Source organism: Fictibacillus enclensis (assembly GCF_030123385.1).
GTDB classification, from domain to species: domain Bacteria; phylum Bacillota; class Bacilli; order Bacillales; family Fictibacillaceae; genus Fictibacillus_C; species Fictibacillus_C enclensis.
In genome coordinates, this window is the sequence record NZ_CP126109.1 from 4,414,215 (window position 1) to 4,440,059 (window position 25,845).

The 25,845-nt window shown below is 46.2% G+C and carries 22 protein-coding genes; 4 read left to right on the forward strand and 18 right to left on the reverse strand.

Annotation, left to right across the window (positions count from 1 at the left end; genetic code table 11):
• Positions 1–171: 171 nt before the first annotated feature.
• Both QNH15_RS22840 and QNH15_RS22845 read right to left on the reverse strand, forming a co-directional pair.
• On the reverse strand, positions 172–729 hold the full coding sequence (locus QNH15_RS22840) for a GNAT family N-acetyltransferase (protein ID WP_283890771.1): 558 nt from the start codon (positions 727–729) through the stop codon (positions 172–174).
• A 102-nt stretch (positions 730–831) separates the two neighbouring features.
• On the reverse strand, positions 832–1,752 hold the full coding sequence (locus QNH15_RS22845) for a phytanoyl-CoA dioxygenase family protein (RefSeq protein WP_283890772.1): 921 nt from the start codon (positions 1,750–1,752) through the stop codon (positions 832–834).
• A gap of 307 nt (positions 1,753–2,059) precedes the next feature.
• Between QNH15_RS22845 and QNH15_RS22850 the strand changes: the two genes are divergently transcribed.
• The gene (locus QNH15_RS22850) at positions 2,060–2,956 is read left to right on the forward strand and encodes an AraC family transcriptional regulator (RefSeq protein ID WP_283890773.1); all 897 of its coding nucleotides are present in this window, start codon (positions 2,060–2,062) and stop codon (positions 2,954–2,956) included.
• A gap of 83 nt (positions 2,957–3,039) precedes the next feature.
• Here the strand turns inward: QNH15_RS22850 and QNH15_RS22855 are convergent, their stop codons facing one another.
• Positions 3,040–3,207, reverse strand: coding sequence for a hypothetical protein (locus QNH15_RS22855; protein ID WP_283890774.1), 168 nt, complete (start codon positions 3,205–3,207; stop codon positions 3,040–3,042).
• A 169-nt stretch (positions 3,208–3,376) separates the two neighbouring features.
• Between QNH15_RS22855 and QNH15_RS22860 the strand changes: the two genes are divergently transcribed.
• Positions 3,377–4,837: a sulfatase family protein gene (locus QNH15_RS22860; RefSeq protein WP_283890775.1), complete on the forward strand. Its 1,461-nt coding sequence runs from the start codon at positions 3,377–3,379 to the stop codon at positions 4,835–4,837.
• Between the two features lie 67 nt (positions 4,838–4,904).
• Positions 4,905–5,813, forward strand: a complete 909-nt coding sequence (locus QNH15_RS22865; RefSeq protein WP_430667181.1) for a formylglycine-generating enzyme family protein — start codon at positions 4,905–4,907, stop codon at positions 5,811–5,813.
• Positions 5,814–5,996: 183 nt separating this feature from the next.
• On the opposite strand, the gene mmsB is transcribed toward QNH15_RS22865, so the two are convergent.
• From mmsB to QNH15_RS22935, 14 genes are all read right to left on the reverse strand, one after another.
• On the reverse strand, positions 5,997–7,205 hold the full coding sequence (gene mmsB / locus QNH15_RS22870; protein WP_283890776.1) for a multiple monosaccharide ABC transporter permease: 1,209 nt from the start codon (positions 7,203–7,205) through the stop codon (positions 5,997–5,999).
• Positions 7,168–8,742: a multiple monosaccharide ABC transporter ATP-binding protein gene (mmsA, locus tag QNH15_RS22875; RefSeq protein ID WP_283890777.1), complete on the reverse strand. Its 1,575-nt coding sequence runs from the start codon at positions 8,740–8,742 to the stop codon at positions 7,168–7,170. The genes mmsB and mmsA overlap by 38 nt, the downstream gene beginning before the upstream one ends.
• A 21-nt stretch (positions 8,743–8,763) precedes the next feature.
• The gene (gene chvE / locus QNH15_RS22880; RefSeq protein ID WP_283890778.1) at positions 8,764–9,846 is read right to left on the reverse strand and encodes a multiple monosaccharide ABC transporter substrate-binding protein; all 1,083 of its coding nucleotides are present in this window, start codon (positions 9,844–9,846) and stop codon (positions 8,764–8,766) included.
• Between the two features lie 28 nt (positions 9,847–9,874).
• Entirely contained in the window at positions 9,875–10,486 is a 612-nt protein-coding gene (locus QNH15_RS22885; protein ID WP_283890779.1) for a YesL family protein, read from the reverse strand.
• Positions 10,487–10,508: 22 nt separating this feature from the next.
• On the reverse strand, positions 10,509–11,351 hold the full coding sequence (locus tag QNH15_RS22890; protein ID WP_283890780.1) for a carbohydrate ABC transporter permease: 843 nt from the start codon (positions 11,349–11,351) through the stop codon (positions 10,509–10,511).
• A 1-nt stretch (position 11,352) separates the two neighbouring features.
• Positions 11,353–12,300, reverse strand: a complete 948-nt coding sequence (locus tag QNH15_RS22895) for a carbohydrate ABC transporter permease (RefSeq protein WP_430667106.1) — start codon at positions 12,298–12,300, stop codon at positions 11,353–11,355.
• Between the two features lie 25 nt (positions 12,301–12,325).
• Positions 12,326–13,627 (reverse strand): ABC transporter substrate-binding protein, encoded by a 1,302-nt coding sequence (locus QNH15_RS22900; RefSeq protein WP_283895728.1) that lies wholly within the window; start codon positions 13,625–13,627, stop codon positions 12,326–12,328.
• Between the two features lie 29 nt (positions 13,628–13,656).
• Positions 13,657–14,862: a sn-glycerol-1-phosphate dehydrogenase gene (locus QNH15_RS22905; protein ID WP_283890783.1), complete on the reverse strand. Its 1,206-nt coding sequence runs from the start codon at positions 14,860–14,862 to the stop codon at positions 13,657–13,659.
• A gap of 16 nt (positions 14,863–14,878) precedes the next feature.
• The gene (gene arfA, locus QNH15_RS22910; protein ID WP_283890785.1) at positions 14,879–16,384 is read right to left on the reverse strand and encodes an arabinosylfuranosidase ArfA; all 1,506 of its coding nucleotides are present in this window, start codon (positions 16,382–16,384) and stop codon (positions 14,879–14,881) included.
• A 21-nt stretch (positions 16,385–16,405) separates the two neighbouring features.
• Complete coding sequence (gene araA, locus QNH15_RS22915) at positions 16,406–17,890, reverse strand: L-arabinose isomerase (protein ID WP_283890787.1); 1,485 nt, start codon at positions 17,888–17,890, stop codon at positions 16,406–16,408.
• 37 nt (positions 17,891–17,927) lie between these two features.
• Positions 17,928–18,626, reverse strand: a complete 699-nt coding sequence (gene araD / locus QNH15_RS22920) for an L-ribulose-5-phosphate 4-epimerase (RefSeq protein WP_283890789.1) — start codon at positions 18,624–18,626, stop codon at positions 17,928–17,930.
• Complete coding sequence (gene araB, locus QNH15_RS22925; RefSeq protein ID WP_283890791.1) at positions 18,619–20,301, reverse strand: ribulokinase; 1,683 nt, start codon at positions 20,299–20,301, stop codon at positions 18,619–18,621. The genes araD and araB overlap by 8 nt, the downstream gene beginning before the upstream one ends.
• Before the next feature lie 220 nt (positions 20,302–20,521).
• Entirely contained in the window at positions 20,522–21,628 is a 1,107-nt protein-coding gene (locus QNH15_RS22930; RefSeq protein WP_283890793.1) for a GntR family transcriptional regulator, read from the reverse strand.
• A gap of 337 nt (positions 21,629–21,965) precedes the next feature.
• Entirely contained in the window at positions 21,966–22,928 is a 963-nt protein-coding gene (locus QNH15_RS22935) for a nuclease-related domain-containing protein (protein WP_283895730.1), read from the reverse strand.
• 317 nt (positions 22,929–23,245) lie between these two features.
• Between QNH15_RS22935 and QNH15_RS22940 the strand changes: the two genes are divergently transcribed.
• A complete protein-coding gene (locus tag QNH15_RS22940; RefSeq protein ID WP_283890795.1) occupies positions 23,246–24,151 on the forward strand; it encodes an AraC family transcriptional regulator in 906 nt (301 codons plus the stop codon).
• On the opposite strand, the gene QNH15_RS22945 is transcribed toward QNH15_RS22940, so the two are convergent.
• Positions 24,123–25,547: a HEAT repeat domain-containing protein gene (locus QNH15_RS22945; RefSeq protein WP_283890796.1), complete on the reverse strand. Its 1,425-nt coding sequence runs from the start codon at positions 25,545–25,547 to the stop codon at positions 24,123–24,125. The two genes, QNH15_RS22940 and QNH15_RS22945, sit on opposite strands and share 29 nt — an antisense overlap.
• Positions 25,548–25,845 lie beyond the last annotated feature (298 nt).

Consider the following 25,845-nt stretch of genomic DNA (forward strand, 5'->3'; position numbering starts at 1 on the left):
CTTTTGTTGGCTTACTCACGGAATTTCTATCATTACTCACCATTCGATTACATTTACTCACGGAAACTCCTATTTTACTCACCGTTTTACCTGCTTTACTCACCAAACACATCATTTTCATAAAACGGCCCAAAAAAATACCGTTCGCAAACGGTATTTTCTCTCACTCTGCTATTCTACTTGTTGCGTGCGTTCCTCATACTCCTCCTTAAGAATGCTGTAGTATAAAGACGTAACTACTTTCCCATCCACACGCTCCAAAATTTTCTCTTGGCTGAACCGGAAATTGAAGCCGCATTTTTCATTCACCCGTTTGGAATTATGGTTAAAATCAAAATGGCCGCACCATACAATGTCGAGGTTCAGCTCTTCAAAACCAAATTGAAGCACAGTGTTTACCGCTTCAGGAACATAGCCATTGCCCCAATAAGCGGGATTCAGCACATAACCTATTTCTTTTTGATTTAGATATACGAGGGACAAATCAGGTGTACGGTCATGCAGGCCGATACTGCCGATCACCTTTCCTTCTGAAGGCAGCTCAATCGCCCAGGTCTCGTCCTCTTTTAGAAATAAATCTATGATTCCCTTACTTTCCTCTTCGTCCTTATGAGGCTTCCAGCCGGCATTTGGACCCACCTGCTCACTCTTCGCATACTCGTATAAATCTTTGTAATCGGATGGTTCCCAAGGTCTCAAGCGCAATCTCTCAGTCTGCAATTCTTTCATCGGCAGGCCCCCCTCTTATTTTTTTCAATTATAGGCGAATCACCTGCAAATAGGAATAACATTCAAAGAAAAAAGCAGTGCACCAGGGCACCGCTTCAAAATCTACCATTTTTTCAATCCCAGCAGCTTTTCTCCCAATTCCGAGAGCTGTGCTGTCTCGTATTTTTGATGCTCCAGGTTGCGCGGATCTCCCGGAAAGGCTTTTCCGGTTGGAGGTATTCTTTCCTTCCATGATTGAATTCTCGTTTCCCTCAATTGATCGTTACCTTCTTGTGCAGGGAACATGGAGATATACTGTGCAAGACGGGGCTTATCCGAATAATTTGGGCGAATACCGTGCGGCTGCATGCTGTTAAAAATGAGCAGATCACCGGCTTTTGTGACAACTTTGGTCGGCGTATACCCGGTCGTATCCGGTTTATGCGGATCACGGTCTTCCGGCTGTTTCTTCACCCACTCATCAAAATCACGGTAAAGTTCCGGAATGCATTGAAACCCGCCCATATCGACATCCGTATCGACAAGGGACAAGACTCCTTGTACATTGACTGGAATCGGATCAAGCGAAGTATCCACGTCCCAATGAATGAAGCTATTGTATTCATGGCCTGGCTTCATTGGAAGATTGAGGTTGCACCGGTCGATGCTCGCCCACAATTTTTCTGTTCCCCAGATGTCTGTAAATGCCTCATAAACTTTCGGAAACATCCGGTTGTCCCACAGGTACTGATGATTGTAGAGCTCCACCATTCCTGTGTTTTTCAGCTCCTCCATTTGGATTTCTCGCCTTGCCGGCTTATACCAGGTGGAAGAATCCTGAGGGTCCTTTTCTTCAAAATCCCAAATCAAGTTGACCAGACGCTCAAGGTGATCCTTCGGAACGGCATCCCGCACAATCACATATCCGTTCTCTTTCCAAAACGTCCAATCGTCTTCACTCAGCACACGCAGCGGTTCATGGTTCTTTCTCTCGTTTAACGGAACTGCGATTTCGAGAATATTATTGAGCTGTTGTTTGTTCATCTTTCTTCCTCCTTTTTTTTATTTGTGGTTTGATGTTGATTTTATCGTAGTCCTTTGACTGTTTTCGTACAATTAACAATCTTGTCTTTCTCTTTAAAAATCTATACAATCTTGCGGTTATCTCCTATGAAACTCGTAATCGTTACCTTTGTTCCGCTCCTAACTTAGAAAACAACACTATCTTGTTCACCTTTACCAAAACCTTTCATATCTTGCGGTTCTCTATGGATTTCAAGCATTTTCTCTTATACACTAAAAAGAACCATCCTGTTCAGATGGTTCTCAAACGAATTGGGAGGTTATTGTATTGAGAGACATACTTGATCAAGAATCGTTCTCCCCTGAAACTTTGTTAATCAATAAAGACCCTCATCTTCTGTATGCCGGGCAGATCTGCGACAATCCCTACTGGAAGTTCTCCAGCCACAAGCATGACAACTTAAGCGAAATTGTCCATATTTGTGCCGGTAAGGGGACGTTTACGATCGATGGGACCACTTATGAAGTATCACAAGGCGATACCCTCATCTACAATAAAGATGTCCTGCACGAGGAATGGTCCAACCCTTCTCAGCCGTTAAAAACCTATTTTTGCGGAATTACCAACCTTTCCATTGCAGGGCTGGACGATCTTCATATCATCCCTTCAGGCATCGAGCCTGTGATCAGACGCACCAAATATTCTCCCAAAATAGAAACCCTGTTAGCCGAAATCTTTGATGAAGCGGCACTAAAAGAGGATGGGTATGAAAAAGTCTCGAAACATTTACTGATCTCTCTCATTACGTTGATCTACCGCATCCTTCATCTGCATCACAGTGATATTTCGGCTGAATCAAGGGAGTCACTTGCACACCAGATAAAAGAATATATCGACAAGCACTATACGAAAAGACTGTCACTGGAGGACCTTGCCGAAGCCTTTTTCATCAGCCCTTATTACCTTTCCCATGTGTTTAAGGAAGAGACGAACCTCTCCCCCATCCATTATCTGATTAAGAGAAGGATGGGAGAAGCGAAGCGGCTTTTGGTCTCAACTAATTTAAAAGTGCGTGAGGTTGCCCAGCTTGTCGGTTACGATAATCCCAATTATTTTACTATGCTGTTCAAAAAGTTTACCGGTGAATCACCGAAACAATTTAAAATCAAGCATTCCGAAAAGCTGCATTACCCGAACACTAAGGAAGGCCCTTATTCCAAGTAGGAAAAGGGCCTTTTTGCTGATATCTTATTGAAACTCATTCTTTCTGAACACCTGTTATCGACATATTTAAAATAGTCATGACGTTAGCTGATGTAATTGGTAACGTACGGCATAAATTTGGGATGTCCGTAGAAATTCATGATCACATCATGCTTTTTTAGTAAATGAGCAAGCTTTTGGGATTGAATCAGGCTGTTGTACTGCAAGTAGTAATCCGACTGAACAAACTGTTCATCCTGGACTTCTTCCAACCAGTTTCTCGCGTTCCCAGCCCCTCTACAAGAATAAATCCTGATCTCTAATGTTAGCAGAAAATTTGAATTTTTATTGAAATTAAATTTTTAACTCTCTATACTAATAACTGTCGAAACGTTTCAATAAATATTTTGGTACTTTAAATGGCGGAAGGAGTTTAAGAGCATGAGAATGTTAATTTTAGACCTCGATTCCTTAAGGGCAGATCACTTAGGTTGCTATGGCTATCATCGAAATACTTCACCAAATATTGATCGGATCGCAGATGAAGGTGTCCGATTTACAAATTATTATACTCCTGATGCACCTTGTCTTCCTTCACGGACGAGCCTTATGACAGGCCAATTCGGAATACACCACGGAGCGGTTGGGCACGGCGGCTCAGCAGCAGATCTACGGCATGAAGGTGCCAAACGTGATTTTCAGGACCGGCTCGTACGTGAAAGTCTTCCTGGATTTCTCCGTTCTGAAGGGTTGCGTACAGCACTTATCAGCCCATTCTCTGAAAGACATTCAGCATGGCACTTTAATGCAGGATTTAATGAGATTTATAACACTGGCAACTGTGGGATGGAATCTGCAGAAGAAGTAACCCCAACTGTACTGGATTGGATCAAACGAAATGCAGAGAAGGATCAATGGTGCCTATACGTGAATTATTGGGATCCGCATACACCGTACCGCGCGCCGGAAGAATTTGGTAATCCATTTGAAAATGATGATATTCCAGAATGGCTGAATGAAGAAGTATTAGAAAGACACAAAGATATGATCGGGCCACATAGCGTCCATGAGATCGACATGTTTTGGAGCAACCCCTTGCCTCAATATCCAAGATATCCTGTTGAGATCAAGGACATGAAAGATATGAAAAAAATGATCGATGGGTATGATATCGGAATTCGTTATATGGATGACCATATTGGAAGGATTTTTGAAGAGCTTAAAAACCAAGGATTAATGGAAGACCTTATTATTGTGATTACAGCAGACCATGGAGAGAACCTAGGAGAATTAGGAATCTATGGTGAACATGGAACAGCTGACCACGGAACATGCCGGATTCCTATGATTATTCGATGGCCGGGAATCACTTCAGGCCATGTCGATCATGGATTGCATTATAGCTTGGATTTAGCGCCCACACTGGCAGAAATGTTACAAAAACCTGCCAAAACAAGTTGGGACGGCACCAGCTATGCTTCGGTTCTTAAAGAACGGAAAGAGAATAACCGAGAATTTCTTGTCATATCACAATGTGCCCATGTTTGCCAGCGCGGGGTTCGTTTTGACGACTGGCTCTATATACGTACGTATCATGACGGGTATCATCTTTTTGACAAAGAAATGCTATTTAACCTAAAAGAAGATCCACATGAACAACATAATATTGCAAGCGAACGGAGAGACATTTGTAAGGAAGCTGTTTATTATTTGAACGAATGGCATGATGAAATGATGACAACAATGGATGGGGATGTGGATCCATTATGGACAGTGATGAAAGAAGGTGGACCATTTCATGCAAATGGACACTTGAAAATGTATTCTGAAAGACTAAAAGAAACCGGAAGAGAAACATATATTCCTGAGCTAAAAAAACGCCATCCAAAAGAATTTGAATAAAGCCTACTTCAATTTTGGAGAAAGGAACAATAAATTGAAGCATAAAACCTGCTGTACACCAAACCGAATGGAACGGAAATATGTTAAGGCAAAGAGTATGAGATCTAATGGGGTAACTACCGAAAAAGAACACATGATCCTTTTGGAAGGCGGAAATTTTCTAATGGGCACTAATGACCAAGAAGGCTTCGCATCCGATGGAGAAGGACCAATCCGAGAAGTACATCTGGATCCTTTTTACATCGATGCGTATGCTGTGACAAACAAAGAATTTGCTGAGTTTGTACAATGTACTTCCTATGTAACAGAAGCGGAAAAGTATGGTTGGTCATTTGTTTTCCACCAGTTTGTATCTGAAAAAGTAAAACGGGAAGTGAATCAAGCACCTCAAGGAACACCCTGGTGGCTTGTTGTGAATGGTGCTGATTGGAAACATCCCGAGGGTGCAGATTCAACCATTTACCATCGTTTGGATCACCCGGTCGTTCATATTTCTTGGAATGACGCCATGCATTATTGCAATTGGAAACAGAAACGTTTGCCAACGGAAGCAGAGTGGGAATTTGCAGCAAGAGGGGGACTTGAACAAAAAAAATACCCATGGGGTGACGAACTAACTCCAAATGGGGTTCACCAATGCAACATTTGGCAAGGGAAGTTCCCTTATGAAAACACTGCAAAAGACAAATATGTGGGTACAGCACCAGTGTATGCCTACCCCCCAAATAATTTTGGCCTCTATAATTCTGTAGGCAATGTATGGGAGTGGTGCTCTGATTGGTTCAGTTCTACTCATGAGTCGAACCTTAATAACCCGGCAGGTCCAATAAAAGGGCACTCAAAAGTTACTAAGGGCGGATCGTATTTATGTCATCGATCTTATTGCAATCGGTACCGCGTGGCGGCAAGAAGTGCAAATACACCTGATAGCTCTGCAGGGCACCTGGGTTTCCGATGTGCAGCTGATGCGGATTAATGCTGTTTGATCTGCCCTTCATTTTAGTAGTATTATAAAAAACTACTAAAATATTTTTAGTAGTCTCTTGAACTACCCTCCACCTAAATTCCGACGAATTTTGAGTAAGGAGTCTTCTCGTTAGGAAGGATAAAAAACCCCTCTTCTTTTTTTCTGAAGAGGGGTTCACATTTCTCACAAGAATCAAGCCGCTTTATTCTTATTATAGATATCCAGCGCCACGGCAGCGAGAAGGACAAAGCCCTTGATGCCCTGCTGCCAGTCGATGCCGACGCCAAGAAGGGACATGCCGTTGTTCATGATTCCCATCACAAGACCGCCAATAATGGCTCCTGCAACGGTTCCGATCCCCCCGTAGGCTGAAGCACCGCCGATGAAGCAGGCAGCAATGGCATCCAGCTCAAACAGGTTACCTGCTTTAGGGGTAGCCGCGTTCAGACGGGCAGCAAACAACAGGCCGGAAAGCGCAGACAATACGCCCATGTTGACGAATACCCAAAAGGTAACCTTCTTGGTTTTGATGCCGGAAAGCTGTGCGGCTTTCTCGTTTCCGCCAATCGCATAAATATGGCGGCCCGCTGTCGTCTGATTCGTAACGAAGCTATAAAGGAGAACAAGAACGCCAAGGATCACAAGAATATTGGGAATGCCTTCATAGGTGGCCAAAACATAGGCAAACAGATTCAGCACGATAAAAATGGCGGCAAGCTTTGCGATAAACAAGCCGCCCGGTGGTAGATCAAAACCATAGGAGATTTGATTGTTCCTTGCTTTCCATTCATTGAACACATAAAGAAGCGATAGCACCAATCCAATGACCATCGTGGTCACGTGCAGTGAACCGCCGCCAAGCCAGTCAGGAATGAATCCCGCACTCATGCTTTGAAACGCATCGGGATACGGTGCAATGGACTTGCCTTCCAGGGCGACCATCGTCAGTCCGCGGAAGATGAGCATGCCGGCCAGGGTGACGATAAAGGCCGGAATTTTAACATAAGCGACCCAGAATCCCTGCCAGGCACCGATCGCTGCCCCAAGAATGAGCGAAATGATGATGGCCAGGAAGGTAGGAACATTATGGTTAATGATCATAATGCCCGAAACGGCACCCACAAAAGCAGCCACAGAACCAACGGATAAGTCAATGTGGCCGGTAATGATGACAAGGACCATTCCAATAGCGAGCACCAGAATATGCGCATTTTGCAGAATGAGATTGGTAATGTTAAGCGGCTTGAGCAGCAAGCCATCGGTTAACAGTTGAAAAAAAAGCATAATGACGATCAAGGTAATAATCATCGTGTACTGTCTCATGTTATTCCGGATAACCTGTCCTACGGAAAGCTCTTGCTGTTTATCTTGCTTTTTCGGTACTTCCAGCTGACTTTGCATGGTGGTCACTCTCCTTACGTTTTGTCATGTATCTCATCAGCACTTCCTGGCTTGCCTCTTCGCGCGTGACTTCACCTGTGATCCGGCCTTCGTTCATGACATAGATCCGGTCGCACATACCAAGCAGCTCGGGCAGTTCTGAAGAAATCATGAGGATTCCTTTTCCTTGCTGTGCGAGTTCATCAATGATCGTATAGATTTCATACTTTGCGCCCACATCAATCCCGCGTGTCGGTTCGTCCAGGATCAACAGTTCCGGATTGGAAAGAATCCATTTGCTCAGTACGATTTTCTGCTGGTTCCCTCCGCTTAGAAGTCCTGCCTTTTGGTGGACACTCGGTGTTTTAATGTTCAGCTTCTTCCGGTATTCCTCGGCCACCTGCACCTCTTTGTTTTTGTTCACCACAAACCGGCTGCAGAATTGCTTTAAGCTCGCAAGCGAGATATTCGTTTTGATATCCTCCATCAGAATCAGGCCGCTGTCTTTTCTGTCCTCGGATACATAGGCAAGGCCATGGCCAATCGCCTTGTCCACCCCATCGAGCATCACTTCCTCCCCTCTCAGGAAGGTTTGGCCGCTGATTTTCTTGCCGTAGCTTTTTCCGAAAAGGCTCATCGCAAGCTCTGTGCGCCCTGCTCCCATTAAGCCGGCAATTCCGACAATCTCACCGCTTCGGACATGAAGATCAACGTCATCAATCACTTTTCGGTGGGCATGAAGAGGATGATGCACATTCCATTTTTTTACCTCGAAGATCGTTTGGCGGATATTCGGGTGGCGGTCAGGATAACGATGCGTCAGATCGCGCCCCACCATTCCTTTAATGATCCGGTCTTCATTCACTTGTGAATCCTTCATCGACAGCGTTTCAATGGACTGCCCGTCCCTCAGGATCGTAATCGAATCGGCGACCTTTTCGATTTCGTTCAGCTTATGGGAGATGATGATAGAGGAAATGCCCTGCTTTTTAAACTCCAGCATCAGCTGCAGCAAATTTTCACTGTCCCTTTCATTGAGTGAGGCCGTTGGTTCGTCCAGAATCAGCAGTTTCACGTTTTTGGATAACGCTTTTGCAATCTCCACGAGCTGCTGCTTTCCGACCCCAATGTCTCCCACCTTTGTATCCGGATTCTCCTTCAATCCCACCTTCTCCAGCAATTCCTTGGTTTTCATGGTGGTTTGGTGCCAATTGATGATTCCGCGCCGGGATTGCTCGTTTCCAAGAAAAATGTTTTCAGCGATCGACAGGTAAGGAACCAGCGCCAGCTCCTGATGGATGATGACAATGCCAAGCTGTTCACTGTCCTTGATCGTTTTGAAGGCACACGAATTTCTGTTGAATAAAATTTCTCCTGAGTATGTGCCGTGGGGATAGACGCCGCTCAATACCTTCATGAGCGTCGATTTACCGGCGCCATTCTCCCCGCAAAGCGCATGAATTTCTCCTTCTTTAACCTTCAGGGATACACCGTCTAGCGCTTTGACGCCCGGAAACTCCTTGGTGATGTTTTTCATTTCCAATATGATGTCTGACATGGTATTTAAACCTCCCAGCTGCTATTTGATCCCAAGCTGTTCCTTCGTATAATAGCCACTTTTGACAAGTACATCTTCCACATTGTCTGCATCGACCGAAACCGGCTGCAGCAGGTAGGCAGGAACAACCTTTTTGCCGTTATCGTAGGTTTTGGTATCGTTGACTTCCGCTTTTTTGCCATGCAGCAGCGCCGCAGACATGTTAACCGCCTGCTCCGCGAGTTTTCTCGTATCCTTAAAAATAGTTTGCGTCTGCTGATGCTTGAGAATGGATTTGACCGAGGCCAGCTCCGCGTCCTGTCCGGTAATGACCGGCAGCGGCTTATCCGGTTTTCCGTACCCCACTCCCCTTAATGAGGAGATGATTCCAATGGAGATGCCGTCATAAGGAGACAGCACTGCATCCAGCTTTTTATCGGAATAGTGGGCACTGAGGAGATTATCCATTCGGGATTGTGCGAGCGAACCATCCCATCGGAGGGTTGCGCCTTGATTGAATTTATCCTGCCCGCTCGGAATCTTCAGCTTGCCTTCCTTGATGTAGGGCTTCAGCACGCTCATCGCGCCATCGAAAAAGAAATACGCGTTATTGTCATCCGGTGAACCGGCAAACAGTTCAATGTTAAACGGACCTTTTTTCGTTTTCAGGCCGAGCTTCTTTTCGATGTACTTTCCTTGAAGAACACCCACCTTAAAGTTGTCGAAGGTGGCGTAGTAATCAATATAATCCGTGTTAAAAATCAGCCGGTCGTACGAGATGATTTTGATGCCTTCACGATGCGCCCGTTCAAGTACATTTGTGAGGGCGGCCGTTCCATCGATAGGGGCTACGACAATCACGTCGACCCCCTTGGTCATCATGTTTTCAAGCTGGGCAGCCTGGTTTTCAACCACATCCTCCGCATACTGCAGGTCGGTTTTATAACCAAGCTTCGTAAATTGTTTTTTCATATTTTCACCGTCATTGACCCACCGCTCCGACGATTTGGTTGGCATGGAAATGCCCACAAAACCGCTGTTGGTGCTTTCTGCTTTTTCCAAACTACAAGCAGAAAGGACCAGTAGCATCGTAAGCAGCAGAATGACAGAAAGGATTTTTTTCATTAAAATATCTCCTTTGAAGTCTGAAATATTACTGTCCGATCATGGAAGACATCTTTCCGGTCATGCGCTTCATGTTTTCTATTTTTTGAAACGAGTGATCACATACGCGATACATGAGATACGTTGCAGGGCTTATTACTATAAAAACAAGGAACGGCACCGTGAGTATGAGCCATACCGAGAGTGAAAAAAGAAGCAGACAAAGAAACGCTGCGTGTGGCTGGATCACCACGAAATACAGGGTGTTTTTCAACATGCTTCTAAGACCCAGCTCGTAATGCACCATAAAAGGAAAAGAGAGCAGCAGGACAAAAACAGCGGCGAGAAGCAAAGCCACGGTAACCGGCAGCAGCATCCAGCGCAGCACCGTGCCTAGCTGCAGGATAATGTCCACATTCAGCAGCAGTGCCAGAATCCATAGCGACAATGCCAAGCCAATGATCAAACTGGCTTTCAAGTTTTCCCTGAAATGTGACCAATAGCGGCTGACCAGGGGATACTCCTTTTGAAGCCTCCAATCCCGGATGACACCGAGCATTGCAGCCGTTGCCGGGAAAATCGTGACAATCGGCAGTGAACAAATCAGCCACATCGTATTTAACAAGAACAGCCGCACCATACCATTTACCGTCCGTTTCATACCTGCCTCTCCTCCTCTTCTTTTATCCCTTGATACCCCCGGAGGTTAAGCCGGAGATAAAGTACTTTTGAAAGAATAAAAAGATGATGATGATTGGGATAACCGCCAAAACCGCTCCGGAAATAAGCAGATCGTAATTATTGCCGTACGGGCTCAAGAGTGAAGCAAACCCAATGGGCAGGGTAAACATCTCTTTGGACCGAAGCACAATGAGCGGCCAGAGAAAGTTGTTCCAGCTTCCCAACGCCTGCAAAATGGCCATGGCTCCAAACGCCGGCTTCATGAGCGGCATCATGATCCGGAGGAAAATGCCAAACTCTGTACAGCCGTCCACCCGGGCAGATTCCAGCAATGCTCTTGGCAGGCTGAGCGCATATTGCCGGAAAAAGAACACCGCAACAGGTGCCACGATAAAGGGCAGGATCACCCCAGTGTAGGAATCAACAATCTTTAGCGCTACTGTCATCTTGAAAAGGGGCAGCATCATAATCTCAAGGGGCACCATCATGATAAAAAGAACCAGAAGAAAAAGGACGTTTTTGCCTTTAAACGAATAGACGGCAAGACCGTATCCCACCATCGATGAGAAAAACAGCGTAAGGGCGGTTGAAATAACCAGAAGCAGCAAGCTGTTTTTAAACCACTCGAAATAAATGCTTCCTCCCTGAAACAGATAGGCATAATTCTTAAAGCTCATCACATGAAAATCCAGTTTCATATTCAAACCAAATCTCAGCAGTTCTGTGGAAGGCTTAAGTGAAGCAAGAACGAGAGAAAACAACGGAAACAGCGTGACGAGACACAAAAGGATAAAAAACGCGTTGACCGATACTTTTGAAAGGGCTGTGTTTTGTTTTCTGTTCATCTCAGTGTTCCTCCTTAAATGAACCGGAGATTTTGAGTGAGATAACGCTTACAATTAAAATAATGACTAGCAAAACCATACCGATCGCGGCGCCAAGTCCCATATTGTTGTAAGCCAATCCCTGCTGGTAAATGTAGCCCACGAGCGTTAATCCAATATCACCAGGAGAGTAGTTTTGCCAGAATACGAAGCTTTCCTCAAACATTCGGAACCCGCCGACAATGCTGATGGTCAGCACATAGACGGTTACAGGCTTCAAACTAGGCAGTGTGATGTGAAAAAATTTCTGGAACGTGGAAGCACCGTCAATTTCCGCCGCTTCATACAAGTCATTCGAAATGTTTTGCAAGCCGGCCAGGAAATAGAGCATATTTACACCCATCCACCGCCATGAGGCGAGCAGCACCATGACGAACATTCCTGTGCTCTCACTCGAAAGCCACAGCTCCGGCTTTAAACCAAGCTTGATAAGAATGGAGTTCATGAACGCAGAATCCATATCTCCAAAGATGAGCCGAAAGACAATTCCAGCAATAATGGTCGACGTGAGTGCAGGAATGAAAAGCGCCGATTTAAAAATATTCTTGAACCTCGTCATCCTGGAGTTTAATAAAACCGCCAGCACCAAAGGAATCGGAATTAATACAACAAGAGTCCAGAACGTGTATTGAACCGTATTCAGCAACGCGGTATAAAACGTCGGATTATTCAGCCTCCTGTAATTTTCCAATCCCACAAAGGTTGTTTCACCTGGCAGCACTTCCTGAAAGCTCATAATAAACGTCTGAATGAGCGGATAGGCAAAGAACACCAAAAAAGAAACAATAAACGGAGCAACGAACACATAAGGAGCCACTTTTCTCGAATACAGCAAGCCGGATAACCGGCTTCTTTTCTTCTCCTTGGAAAGGATGACAGACTGGGCATTGCTTTGAACCACCTTCATCAATATCCCCCTCGCTTTAGAAATCAGGTTATTTGAGTTCTCTGGCTGCATCATCCAGTGCTTTCTTCGGTGATTCGCTTTTCAGTTTAATGGTTTTGTATAAAATTTGGGTGGCCAGCTTATCTGAAACGGCCGGAAAGTCCTTTGTCATATAAAGCGGGTTGATTTCATCCTTCAGCTCAAGAAGCATATTAAACAGGCGGGTACCGTTTGTGAAGTAGTCAGTGTATTTGTTCTCTTTTCTCAGCGCTGGATCATCCCACACATCCCATCTGAGCGGGTCAAAGCCGAGCACCGTCCACAGCTTGATGTTGCCTTCCTTGGACGCTTTGGTATATTGCAAAAAGTCCTTGGCAAGCTCAATATGCTTGGATGCCTTTGGAATAGAGGTTGCCGTACCGCCCATTCCCGCTGAACGGTCTCCGCCTTTTGTCCAGGCCGGCATTGGTCGGATCGCAATTTTCCCTTTTAAATCCGGCATATAGTCCAGAAAACGCCCCATGTACCAAATCGGCATCATGACAGAAGCAGCACCTCCCTGGTTCATGAACCCGTAGTATTCCTCTGCGTGATGATTCCCTCCGGGAGTGGGAATAGCGACTTTGTCCTTGTACACCATATCCCTGAGAAACTTGAGTGTCTTTACGTTGATTTTGTTATTCAGGATGAGCTTGCCGTTTTTATTAAAGAAACCAGATTTTTGCTGGACAATCATAGGCAGGAAATTATTCGGATCCTTTGTTTCAATTGTGGTCATCGGCTTTCCTGTTTTTTGCTTTACCTGTTTACCAGCGTTTACATAATCCTCCCATGTCTGGATCTGATCGATGTCCACCCCGGCTTTTTTCATAATGTCCATGTTGTAGTACATCACAGTAGTTCCTACATGGGTACCAATGCCGTACAGTTTTCCATTCTTGCTGTACATGGTAAGCCGTGATTCCACAAACTTGTCGCGGTCTTTCGCCACCAGGGATGTCAGATCCACGAGCGGAACGTTTTTGCCTTTAATCATGGTCGCAAACCGCTTTTGTTCAATGTCCACCAGATCCGGTACACCCTGATTTGCGATCAGAGAGATCGACAAATTGTCATGCATCTGGCCATAAGGATAGACAACTGAATTTAATTTAATCTTCCGGTCAGGATGCAGCTTGTTCCATTTTGTTGCGGCATCCTGAAACAATGCCTCGTGCAGTCCATTGAACGTCCAGTATGTTAGTGTTGTTGTTTTTGATTTGGCCGGACCGCTCGCCGTATTCACGCTGCATCCGGACAAAAGTGAAATTACGAGCAAAACAGCCAAAACACACGAAACCTTCCTCTTCATCATTAACCCCCCTCAGTATGAACTGAATTTTACTGCTGTGGTGTTAATCTGAGCTGGTTTTTCATTTTCAAGCCGGTCCACCGGTCTCTGATGGTATGCGCCTGCTGCAATGCCTCTTCCAATAGTTCTTGGGTGATTCCAAGCTCTTGTATGGTGGTGGGTCCCCCAACCTTTGCTAGCCATTCTTGCATCTGTTTTTCAGCGGGCAACTCACCGTACGTTTGGGCAATCTTCATTTGATGCTGCTGATATCTACTGTTTTTTACCGGATCTGTGAATTCTTGATTCCTGTTCATTTCTTCTATTAATCTTTTATATATTGAAGTAAGAAGGGCAGAGGCCACTCCCACCTTCGCGCCATGCAAAAGTTGAGGAGCGTCCCGTTTTAATAGATCCATCTCCCAGTAGTGGGAGAGATGATGCTCCCCACCTGACGCGGGCCGGGAATGATCCAGGACGAGCATAACAAGGCCGGAGATAATCAGAGACTCCAATAAAACAGTCAAACCTTTTTCACTCCGTGCGGCAATCTCCTCCAAATGAGACAGACAGTTTTCCAATGCCTCTTTTGTAAGATCAGCTCCTGTCGGGCAATACGGTTCATTTGCCATCCAGCGGGAAATCTTCCAATCAGCGAGCGATGTTATTTTTCCTAGCATGTCGCCAAACCCTGCCGCGGCCAAATCTGGCGGTGCATCTTTTAACACCGTAATATCCGTAAACAATGCGATGGGTGCGATGCACTGAATGGTTTTCTTTTCTCCCCTCACAATCAATGGGGCACCCGCTGAGGTGAATCCATCCACAGAAGCGGCGGTTGGGAAAGAAATAAAGGGAATTCCACGCTGATGTGAGGCGAACCGGACAATATCATGCAAGGTACCGGAGCCGACAGCCACCAGCACATCCGTGTCCTTTGGCGTTTCCAGCAGCGTTTGAATCAGTGATTTTTCATCGGCTGCAACGTCTCCATGATGATTCGGCAAAATCAGGGACAGAGAAACTGAAATCCCCGAGGACTCCAGTATCTCTCTGACCTTGTTCCCTGCGCTTTTCAGCGTACTCCCGTCACAAACAAGTACGGTTTTTTTGAACCCCTGTTCCTTGATAAAAGCGGCCATTTCCCTGTACACCGTCTCATCCGAAATCAAGATTTTTTTCATGTTAATTTCATGGTGAATCGAACCGCATGAACAGGACTGAAACGCCGATGTGACAGACTCTATGAATGACATGCCAGGCACCTCCCCTTTATTTGGCCAGGCGAATCACATTCCAGGACGCCTTTGAAAGCTGAGCTTCAATGATTCCATCCTTAAGCTCGGCAGAACCATTTCCATGAGGTTTTACTTTTTCTTCATTCAGCGAGTTAACCGCTTTTAAATCGTCATTCTCAAGCACAATGTGCTCTACCAATCTGTAATCTGCGAAACTGCGAACATCAGCAGTCAGCGGAAGAGATTCAGAGAGATGGCGGTTTAAGGCAAAAATCGTCACTTCTTCTTTTTCTTCGTTGTAAACTACAGCTGAATCAAGATAAGGGACATCTGTATAATCCTTCGTGTCATGAAGCGGTGAAGAAACAACCGGCTGAAGAGAAACTCCTCTTCCAAAAGCAGAAGCGTGCATGTATGGATAGAAAATCGTCTGTTTCCAGGATCCTCCCTGCTCAGCCATAATCGGGGCAATAACATTGACGAGCTGCGCCATGCAGGCCATCTTCACACGGTCCGCATGCTTCAGAAGCGTGATCAGCATGCTTCCGACGAGCAATGCGTCTTCAAAATTGTAATGATCCTCGAGCTGTGGCGGTGCAATGGTCCATGGATCCAGCTTGGCATCATGGTCTTTGGAATGGTACCAGACGTTCCATTCATCAAAGCTTAAATGGATTTTTTTCTTGCTTCGTTTTTTCGCCTGGATATAGTCACAAGTGGAAATAACGGTTTTGATAAAATGATCCATGTCCATGGTTTTGGCTAAATAGTTGGCAGAGTCATTGTCCTGGTTGCCATAATACTGATGAAGCGATACAAAATCCACGTAATCGTAGGTATGATCAAGTGTTTTTGCTTCCCATTCCGGGAACGTCGGCATGCCAATACTGGAGCTTCCGCATGATACCAGTTCAATAGAAGGATCCACCAGCCTCATGGCTTTGGCCGTCTCTGCCGCCAGCCTGCCGTACTCATCTGCTGTTTTATGGCCGATCTGCCAAGGACCGTCCATCTCATTGCCGAGGCACCATGTCTTGATTTTGTGCGGTTCCTTGTAGCCATGCTTAATGCGAAGATCACTATAGTACGTGCCCTCCGGGTGGTTGCAGTACTCCAGGAGGTTACGGGCCGCATCAATGCCGCGCGTTCCCAGGTTCACGGCCATCATCACTTCGGAATTCGCTTCCTTTGCCCATTGTGCGAATTCGTTCGTTCCCACGTCATTGGTTTCAATCGTGCGCCAGGCGAGCTCAAGCCGTCTTGGCCGCTCCTCTTTCGGCCCAACTCCATCTTCCCAGTTATAGGCCGACACCATGTTTCCACCGGGATACCGGACGATCGGTACGTTCAGCTGTTTTACAAGTTCAATGACGTCCATCCGAAATCCGTGTTCGTTTGCTGACGGGTGGTCCGGCTCATAGATTCCTCCATAAACGGCCCGCCCCAGATGCTCAATAAAAGACCCGTAAATCCGTTCATCAATCTCTGCAATGCGAAAATCCTTGTCCACGATCATTTTTGCTTTGTCCAGTTGTGCCATCAATCACCACTCCTTGAAATTTTATCGGTAAAGCAGGTCATTCCAGCGAAGTTCATTTTGGAAAGCATGAAATTTTGTATCATTGTTGATCAGTACACATTCGATTCCGCACATTTCTGCAAAATCTCTCAGATTCTCCGGCGTCAATACGGTAGAGTAGCACGTATGGTGTGCACCTCCCGCTATGATCCATTGTTCCGCCGATTCAGCAAGTGACGGCTGCGGCTTCCATAACACGCGTGCGACCGGCAGCTTCGGCATGTTCTCGACCGGCTGAACCGCATCCACTTCATTAATGACCAGACGGAAACGGTGCCCCAGGTCGATGATGGAAGCATTCAGTCCGCGTCCGGCTTTACCGTCAAACACGAGCCGGGCAGGATCCGCTTTTCCTCCGATCGAAAGCGGGTGGACTTCAATTCTTGGCTTGTTCGCAGCAATGCTCGGACAGACCTCAAGCATGTGCGAGCCAAGGACGAGCTCATTGTTAGGCTCAAAATGATACGTGTAATCCTCCATAAAGGACGTATCCTTGTTGTTGGCCATCATTTTCATCACACGCACAAGGGCCGCTGTTTTCCAGTCTCCTTCACCGGCAAATCCGTATCCGTCTCCCATCAGCCGCTGTACGGCAAGTCCCGGCAGTTGAGGAATCCCATGAAGGTCTTCAAAGGTTGTTGTAAACGCGGTGAACCCGCCGTCTTCGAGGAAAGCTCTCATGCCGAGTTCAATGCGGGCCTGCTCCAAAATGGACGTATGCTTCTCCCCGCCTTTTCTTCCACTTTCTGCGATATCATAAAGCGTGCTGTATTCCTCGAAAAGCTGATTGACCTCCGAATCACTGACAGCATGCACATATTCGGCCAGCTCTCCCACTCCATAGCCATTGATCGACCAGCCAAACTTGATTTGCGCTTCGACCTTGTCGCCTTCGGTTACCGCAACTTCACGCATGTTGTCACCAAAGCGTGCCACTTTCAGATGCTTGCTTTCTTCAAAAGCAGCCGCCGTTTGCATCCAGCCGGACAGCTTGGCATGAACCTGTTCGCTCTCCCAATGGCCCACCATAACTTTGCGGGCAATGTTCATTCGCGAATTAATGAAGCCATACTCCCGGTCACCATGTGCCGACTGGTTCGTGTTCATAAAATCCATATCGATGGAATCCCACGGGATGTCCCTGTTATATTGTGTATGTAAGTGCAAAAGGGGTTTTTGCAGGGATTTCAGGCCGGAAATCCACATTTTAGCCGGAGAAAAGGTGTGCATCCATGTCACGATGCCTGCACATTTTTTATCCAGATTCGCCTCCAAAAAGAGCCTTTGAATCTCTTCCGGCTGGGTCAGAACCTGTTTGAAGACAATTGAACCCTCTCCAGCGATATGGTCATTCAACCCTCTCACCATGATTTTGGAGTGCTCCTCCACCTCGCGGATCGTTTCCTCTCCGTAAAGATGCTGGCTCCCGGTTACAAACCAAAATTCATACGATGCTGTTCCAATCATAAGCTCCTCCTCTTTCTACTCATACGGACAAGTTGGTCTATTGTTTCTGGCCATAATAGGCATTTACACCGTGCTTTCGCAGGTAATGCTTGTCCAAAATGGCCTGGCTGATTGCCGGAATTCCAGGATTCAGCTGCAGGGTATGAAGCGCCATCTTCGCTACTTCCTCAAGAACGACCGCATTATGCACCGCCTGGTCCGCATTCTTCCCCCAGCAAAACGGCGCATGGTTGGTCACAAGCACCCCAGGGATGGCAGAGGGCTCAAGTCCCCGCTCACGGAACGTTTCAATGATCACATTGCCTGTTTCCACTTCATAATCCTGCTGAATTTCCAGGTCAGTCAATGCCCTCGTGCACGGAATTTCGCCGTAATAATAATCAGCATGCGTGGTGCCAAGCGGCGGTATCGCAAGGCCGGCCTGCGCCCAGCTGGTTGCCCATGGTGAATGGGTATGGACGATGCCGCCGATATCGGGAAAAGCCCGGTACAGCGCAACATGGGTTGGCGTATCAGAGGATGGATTTAAGTTCCCTTCCACCACATCACCATTCAGATCAACCACCACCATATGCTCTGTTTTCAGCTGATTATAAGGGATGCCGCTCGGTTTGATGACAACACGGTCCGTCTCGCGGTCGATACCGCTTACATTTCCCCATGTAAACGTAACAAGCTGATGCTTTGGCAGCGCAAGATTTGCTTCCAACACTTCTTCTTTCAACTGATCAAGCATGGTGCATAACCTCCCCTGCTTGTTTCTTGATCGTTTTCAATGTCTTCATCACGTTGTTTTCTCCGCGTCCAAAATAGTCATGCAGCCTGGCATATTCATCATACAGCGCGCTGTAGACCGCAACGTTTTCCTCCCGGGGCTGATACACTTGATCCTTAATCCGCGCCATATGTTTGGCCGCTTCCTGGATATCTTCATAGCCCCCGTTCTCCTTGCCGGCAGCCACTGCTCCAAACATCGCACTTCCGAGTGCCGGAGTTTGCGCCGAATCGGATATCCGGATCTCCATGTTCAGTACATCCGCATACACCTGCATCATGAAGGCATTTTTCTGAGCAATGCCCCCGCAAGCGTAAAATTCATGAACCGAGACACCGGATTTTCGGAACGTTTCCACAATCATTCGGGTGCCATAGGCCGTCGCTTCAATGAGCGCCCGGTAGATTTCTTCCGTCTTGGTCGCCAGCGTCGCGCCGATCAGCAGTCCGGTAAGGTCCGCATCCACAAGCACCGAACGGTTGCCATTCCACCAGTCCAGCGCCAGAAGACCACTTTCGCCGGCTTTCAACGACCCCGCTTTTTCGGTAAGGTATTGATGAATTTCCTTGCCTGCTTCTTCCGCTTCTCTTTGATAGCTTTCCGGTACAGCGTTTTTAATAAACCATTCAAAATGATCACCTACACACGATTGTCCCGCTTCATAACCGAGATACCCCGGAATGACGCCATCTTCCACCACACCGCACATGCCTGGAACGATTTCCTCTTTTTCACCCAGCAGGATATGGCAGGTGGAGGTTCCCATCACGGCCAGCAGCTTACCCGGCTCTGTGATGCCAACAGCTGGTACGGCGACATGCGCGTCAACGTTCGCGACCGCAATGGCTGTCCCTGGATTCAACCCGGTCAGCTCAGCTGCTTTTTCTGTCAGCTCCCCGGCTTTCGAACCGATCGGGACAATCGGTGCACTCAGCTTTTCCTCCACCACGTGTTCAAGCCTTGGATCGAGTGCTTTGAAAAAGTCGTTTGGCGGATAGCCTTCCTGCTTGTGCCAAATCGCTTTGTAGCCCGCAGTACAGCTGTTTCGCTGAATCGATCCGGTCAATTGGGAGATCACCCAGTCGGTCGCCTCAAGCATATGAGCGGCATCTTCGTACACTTCAGGTGCTTCATTTAAAATTTGCCAAATCTTTGGAATCAGCCATTCCGATGAAATTTTCCCGCCATACCTTGCCAGGAAATTTTCTCCCCGTTGTTCGGCGGTTTCGTTGAGACGATTGGCCTCCTCCTGTGCCGCATGATGCTTCCATAGCTTCACATAGGCATGCGGATGATCCTGATACCCTTCATGCATACAAAGTGGTGTGCCATCATGATCCACCGGCAGCATCGTGCAGGCGGTAAAGTCGATGCCAAGCCCGATTACATCATTGGCGGATATCCCTGCTTCCTTCAACACTTGGGGAATGGTGGTTTGGAGCACCTCAAGGTAATCCTGCGGATGCTGCAACGCCCAGTCCTCTTCCAGCTTTTTGCCGCTGGGCAGCTCGCGGTCCATCACTGCATGAGAATATTCCTTTACCGCGGTTGCAACCTCCCTGCCCGTGGCCACTTCCACCAAAAGCGCCCTTCCTGATTGCGTGCCAAAATCCACGCCGATCGAATACTTACTCATTCATTCACCTTCTTACACTCAAAGTTTTTAGTAAGCGTTTACAAAGAAAGAATGATGTACGTACAAGTCGAAACAAAAGCGTACGCATTGTGAGATGACAAAGGGGATAAGTCATTAATCACTTTCATACATACGCTTCTATGCACAATAACTTGTACGCATCACTTGTTTTTTATTGTAGCACCGTTTCTACAAATTTCAAGGAGAAAATTCAAAAAATTCATGTAATTATTTTGGAAGCCAGCCTTTTTGTCGACTCTCTTACAATCAGTTCGGGCTCATAAACCATTGAATCTGTCCCATTCTCCAACGATTTCCCTTCGATTTTGGCAATAATCCGTTTCGCTGCATCAATGCCCATTTGTGTTTTTGGATGGGCGATAGAGGTGAGCTTCACTTCAGATGCGGTTGCCAGCTGGGAGTCATCATAACCCACAATCGAGAGGTCTCCCGGGACACTTAAGTTCAGGCTGCGGACGATGTTCAGAACACTCAAAGCCACGTCATCGTTATAGCAGACCATTCCGGTCGGTCGGTCTTTCCCTTCAAGTAAGGAACGAATTTCAGCAATCTTTTCTTCTTTGTTTTCCGTTGTATAGGTAACAATCATGTCAGGGAAAAATGGGAGATTGTATTTCCGAAAGGCATCAATATAGCCTTTCATCCGGTTAACACCCTGCAGGTCGTCACTTTTAAAAATACCAATAATCTTCTTATGGCCGTATTGAATCAGATGCTCGGTCGCCATAAAGCCTCCCTTTTCATCGTCAATGACAAGGTGCGGCGGATTGATTTCTTGGTAGTACTGGTTGATCATCAGGTAAGGAATATGGTGCTGCTCCAGATTCAAATAATAACTGATGTTCGGGTTCGCCGAGCTGCTCTTTGTCGGCTCAACGATCAAACCATCGATATTTTTGCTCAGCATCGTCTGCAGGCATTGTTTTTCTTTTTCCAAATCGTTATTGGTACTGGCCATGATCAACGAATACCCCTGGCTGGAAAGATACTGTTCAATCCCGCGGATAATCGATGGAAAAATATAATCCGACATATACGTGGTAATGACACCGATGTTCTTGCTGCTCTCTCGTTTCGTTTGTTGAAGCAGCCGGTTGGAACAAAACGTTCCGGATCCGTGCTCACGGTACAGCCAGCCCTCATGAACCAACACGCCGATCGCTTGCCTTACCGTATGGCGGCTCACGCCAAATCGTTTAACCAGCTCATTTTCCGAATAGATCTTTTCTCCCGGTTTGACTTTCCCTTCCAGGATCCAATCTTTTATCTGATTTTTCACTTGTATGTACTTTGAGTTTTCCTTCACCCTTCATCCATCCTTTGTTTTCTTTACTTGTATGCTCAACTTTCAAAGTTGTACGTAACTCTGATATAGTAAAAATAACACAGACCGGGGAGGGTTACTAGTTTTTCTGTCAGAATTGTTGGAGGAATTGGGATGTGTGCGTGCATTACTTGCGGTTCGACAAGGAATACTTGCGGTAAATCGTGAAATACTTGCGGTTCGACACGCTTTAGTTGTGGTAAACCTGAGTTTACTTGCGGTTCGACAAAGAATACTTGCATATCACGTCATTTTCATAAAACTACAACCGTAAAAAAAGACCACCCACGCTTCATGGATGGCCCTTTTGAGCTCCCTCTCAATCATCAAGGGACATCATGTACCGTCGATTTTTATACGAGCCTAAATAAGGGAGATTCATCGAATGAAGAATTCTGGAGCTTGCATACATGGAGGACAAATGAAGAAAATCTTTAAGTTCGCGGTTTGAGATGCTGAGGTCAATGAGGAGCTTGTAGTCGTTGAGGGCAGAGAAATGTGCGTCTCTTGACAAGGAACCGCAGCTTGGACAGATCCACTTGGCATGCAGTCTGATCAGTGGCAGTGAAGAACATTCGGGACATTGGACACCAGTTAGAATTTCATGTGACTGGATTTGAAGTTGCTGAAGAACAGCTGGGTTAGAAATGGTATGGCTCATGAGGAGTTTTCTCGAAATCCTTTTTAGTTGCTGGGGAGTGAGAAGGGGCTTGCTGTGGAGGGTTTCAAAAGCTTTGATTTTTGTAAGTAAGTTGCCACTATGAATGACCTTTTCTGATAAATGGGGCGCCAGATTCAACAGCGTGTTTTTAATCACTGTATTGGGATAGCTGATCACCACCAGCGTTTCAATCGGAACCTTTTCAAGTTTTTGTGCGGAAAGCCAGCCTGACAATTGATCGCGGTGGCGTTCTACCTGGAGGATCGGATCCGGAAAGCCTTCCTCTTTTTCTGGAGTAACGCGAATCAGCTGTTTAAAGTGGTCATCAAAAATGAGAGTGCCTGAAATGTTTTTCACTTCTAAAATGAGGATGAAATACGGGGAAATGAGAAGCGTATCAAGCTGGAAGTGATGATCTCGGTCTGGGAGCCGGAGATCATGGAGAATGAAATAATTAGTAAGAAACCCAAGATAATAGTCCAGGGATTGCTCTCCCCGGTATCCAGCCATTCGGCGGGCCAATTGTTCCTCAATCTCTCTTCGTTTCACATGTTCCGTAGGTAATCTCCGTAATAATGCCTCTAGTTTTCGTATATGGATCGGTAACTTTCGGTTTTTCACGATCAAATACACATCAGCTCCTCTATTTATTGATGAAAAAGTTCGCGCTTCCTATTGGTTTATCCTTCTTTTTGGGGATTGTGAGAAGTGGCTGGGCCTTTACTTGCGATTCGACATAGAATACTTGCGGGAGATCGGAATTTACTTGCGGTTCGACACGCTTTAGTTGCGGCACTGTCGGATTTACTTGCGGTTCGACAAGAAATACTTGCATATCACGTCATTTTCATAAAACGGTATACAGCTCCCACACTCAAATTTTTCAAATATATTGATATAATGAGCAAAACAGACAAGACAGGCGTGGTGAAAAAAACATGCAGCAAACTACCTTCTGGAAAAAGTATATGACGAATGCTCAACTGGACTTGTCCATTGCCAGATATACGAAAGTTCCCATTACCTGGGCCGAGGACAGCTATGTTCCCGAGTTTAACAAGCTGTATTTTATTATGGAGGGTGAAGGCTTTGTAAAAACAAACGGCAAGATTTATTACCCCAAACCGGGTGACCTTTATCTGCTTCCGGCTGGTTCCACCCAAGCGTATGGAACCCTTAACGACCATAATACGTTCGGAAAGTATTGGTGCCACTTTAGCTCAAAAGTTAATGATGCTCATTTGTTTCAAATCATCCAGGCGCCGGTATTTGTTAAACCCCGTGATCCAGAGCTGTTAATCCAAAAATTTAAGCAGCTGATCTTCTATTCCGAAAAAGGGGATTTATCCAGCGGCTTTCGCATTCACTCGATACTGCTTGAAATCATGGCCGACTTTATTGAACAAAGTCAAGATATCCAGTTTGATTCCCGTACGGTTCCGTCCTTTGAAAAAATGGATAAGATCTTGCAGTACATCGAAAGCCATCTCCATGACTCTTTATCGGTTGAGGAGCTGGCCCGCATCGCAAGTTTTCACCCTAATTACTTTATTTCTGTTTTTAAAAAATATACTGGTCTGTCCCCCATTCAATTCATCAATCGCCAGCGCATCGAAAGGGCAAAACACCTGTTGCTGTTCACCGATCAGAGTGTATCTGCTATCGCAGATTCGCTTGGTATGGAGGTTTCTTATTTCTCACGGATGTTCCGGGAACAGATTGGATTTTCACCGAAAAACTATCGGGAGATGATCTCGCGCTCCGGAGCTACAAACACCAAAAAAAAGCTCCGTATGGATACGGAGCCAGATTATTTCAAGGATAAAACGGATTTGCCGGAGTAGTGGTCGGGCACCATCGCGAATTAAAAAGAAATTGGATGAGGGTATCCTTTGCTTGCTCCGTTCCAATATAACGGAGCGCCTCTGCCGCATGGGCCCGAACATACCGGTTCTCATCATTCAGTGCTTTTTCCAGCGATGGAACTGCGGCGGCGGCAGTTGAGCCAAGGCGTGCAAGAGAGAGACCGGCCATAAAGCGAACCTGCACATCTGAATCCTCCAGGCATTGAGCGAGCCCCTGAACCACTTCCTCTGACAGTTCACCAATCATGGAAAGCACCTCTGTTGCGGTGCGGCGAACCTTCTCTGATGGATGACGTAAACATTGAATTAATTGAGGCACTGCTTTTACCGCTTGAGGTCCTTGCTCACCCAATGCAAAAGCCGCATGCACGACCGTTCTCGGACGGCCATTCTCCAGAGCAGAAATTAATACGGAAACTGCCTCAGGTCCAGCAATGGAAAGGCCGTAGGCGGCAAGCCGTGATACTCTTACATTTTCATGATATAGAGCTTGCAAAAGTTCGTATACCCCATGTTTCCCGCTGCAGGCAAGTTCGTAGGCCGCATTTAACGCCCGCGGTTCGTATTCATCCTCCAGTTGGTGTACGAGTGCTTTAACCTCAGCTTCTTCCTTCGGCTTTGTCCCTGCCAGGCTTCCCGTCTTTCCAGCCAGCCAGTTCCACGTATCTTCCCACATCACCTCATGCTGTTCCGGGAGAGCTTGAGAAGACGTTGGCTTGCTCCAGGCTTGCTCTTCATGAGCCCAGCTTGGAACTGCCGGTGCTTTCATTCTCATAAACTCAAACTTTAGCATAAAGCGCGGTTCACCCAGCACATTTGCGGTTGCCCTGTGCCAAATATCATAATGGATCAGTGTAAAGGTTCCTGCCTTTCCACTGGCTAAGGCTTCTTCCTTTGTATCATCATCCTGGAAAATACGGGTTTCATAATTTTGTGTTCCTGGCATAATCCCCGTCGGCCCGAGTTCCCGAGGCGTATCCTGCGGAAAATACATGATCATCGCCCACCATGGATGATGATTGCGCATCCGTTGATATCCCCAGTAGCTGTCTTTATGCCACCCTCCGGCTTCCGGAGAAGCATTATAATGGCCATGGCGGTGAGCATGAAGCATATAATCTGAACCCAGAACACTGGTTAATGCCCCTGTAATGACAGGATGTTCTAACACTTTTTGCAGTTCCGGAATTCTTGGCAAGAGATTGTTCCCCGGGTTTCCTTCTTCCTCATATACCATTCTTAATTGCGTGTTTAACGTTTCATGAAATTCCTTGGAGAAGTCTGTTTTCAGGATGAGAAATCCGTCTGTAATAAACTTCTTGATTTGGTCATCTGTCAACAAAAGCGGTGAAGCCACTTTCAACTGCGTCGCCATGTAATCTGCCTCCTTTTCATTCATTTCCCTTCGATTATAAGCAAATCAAATTCTAATCAGAATAGTGAAAGCTAAGACAGATTGGTACAAAATTAAGGTATAAAAAAAAGAGAAGGGCCTGTAGCCCCTCCCTTTTATGACTTAGGTGTCCAGGTAATTGATGAAACAGGTTGAACCAAATGGCTCAACCCATTAATTTTCTTCTTTGTATTCCGCTGGGTTCATCTTATTACTTTTCTCTCTGTTTTTGTTATTTTTAAAGGGATAAATTTCTTTACTCTGTTTGAATTAATTTAAC

Bases quoted from the DNA above. Each gene is read 5' to 3' on its own strand.
- QNH15_RS22840 (WP_283890771.1), bottom strand. From the start codon at position 729: ATGAAAGAATTGCAGACTGAGAGATTGCGCTTGAGACCTTGGGAACCA.
- QNH15_RS22845 (WP_283890772.1), bottom strand. From the start codon at position 1,752: ATGAACAAACAACAGCTCAATAATATTCTCGAAATCGCAGTTCCGTTA.
- QNH15_RS22860 (WP_283890775.1), top strand. From the start codon at position 3,377: ATGAGAATGTTAATTTTAGACCTCGATTCCTTAAGGGCAGATCACTTA.
- QNH15_RS22865 (WP_430667181.1), top strand. From the start codon at position 4,905: ATGGAACGGAAATATGTTAAGGCAAAGAGTATGAGATCTAATGGGGTA.
- mmsB (WP_283890776.1), bottom strand. From the start codon at position 7,205: ATGCAAAGTCAGCTGGAAGTACCGAAAAAGCAAGATAAACAGCAAGAG.
- mmsA (WP_283890777.1), bottom strand. From the start codon at position 8,742: ATGTCAGACATCATATTGGAAATGAAAAACATCACCAAGGAGTTTCCG.
- chvE (WP_283890778.1), bottom strand. From the start codon at position 9,846: ATGAAAAAAATCCTTTCTGTCATTCTGCTGCTTACGATGCTACTGGTC.
- QNH15_RS22885 (WP_283890779.1), bottom strand. From the start codon at position 10,486: ATGAAACGGACGGTAAATGGTATGGTGCGGCTGTTCTTGTTAAATACG.
- QNH15_RS22890 (WP_283890780.1), bottom strand. From the start codon at position 11,351: ATGAACAGAAAACAAAACACAGCCCTTTCAAAAGTATCGGTCAACGCG.
- QNH15_RS22900 (WP_283895728.1), bottom strand. From the start codon at position 13,627: ATGAAGAGGAAGGTTTCGTGTGTTTTGGCTGTTTTGCTCGTAATTTCA.
- QNH15_RS22905 (WP_283890783.1), bottom strand. From the start codon at position 14,862: ATGTCATTCATAGAGTCTGTCACATCGGCGTTTCAGTCCTGTTCATGC.
- arfA (WP_283890785.1), bottom strand. From the start codon at position 16,384: ATGGCACAACTGGACAAAGCAAAAATGATCGTGGACAAGGATTTTCGC.
- araA (WP_283890787.1), bottom strand. From the start codon at position 17,890: ATGATTGGAACAGCATCGTATGAATTTTGGTTTGTAACCGGGAGCCAG.
- araD (WP_283890789.1), bottom strand. From the start codon at position 18,626: ATGCTTGATCAGTTGAAAGAAGAAGTGTTGGAAGCAAATCTTGCGCTG.
- araB (WP_283890791.1), bottom strand. From the start codon at position 20,301: ATGAGTAAGTATTCGATCGGCGTGGATTTTGGCACGCAATCAGGAAGG.
- QNH15_RS22940 (WP_283890795.1), top strand. From the start codon at position 23,246: ATGCAGCAAACTACCTTCTGGAAAAAGTATATGACGAATGCTCAACTG.
- QNH15_RS22945 (WP_283890796.1), bottom strand. From the start codon at position 25,547: ATGGCGACGCAGTTGAAAGTGGCTTCACCGCTTTTGTTGACAGATGAC.